Source organism: Streptomyces sp. GbtcB7 (assembly GCF_019091445.1).
GTDB lineage: Bacteria > Actinomycetota > Actinomycetes > Streptomycetales > Streptomycetaceae > Streptomyces > Streptomyces mirabilis.
Genome location: NZ_JAGXJM010000519.1, coordinates 1 through 243 on the forward strand (window position 1 = coordinate 1; position 243 = coordinate 243).

The 243-nt window shown below is 66.3% G+C and carries 1 pseudogene; it reads right to left on the bottom strand.

What is annotated here, in order from left to right:
* Positions 1-52: 52 nt before the first annotated feature.
* Positions 53-243, bottom strand: a pseudogene (locus tag KVT44_RS56670) (reverse transcriptase domain-containing protein); the annotation flags it as partial.

The following is a 243-nucleotide window of genomic DNA, read 5'->3' on the forward strand; positions in this document are numbered from 1 at the left end:
GGTCGTGGTCGATGCGGTCGAACGGTGCGGCCAGGTCGGCGACGAGTACTCACTGACGCCTGGCCGCCTTGCCCTTCGCGGTGCTGAAGATCGCCTGGATGGCGTCGTGGCAACCGCGGCCTGGCCGGAATCCGTAGGAGCGTGATTCGAACCGGGCGTCCCACTCAGGTTCCAGCGCATTCTTCACGCGTGCCTGGATTACCCGGTCGCGCATGACCGGGATACCGAGCGGGCGTTGCTTTC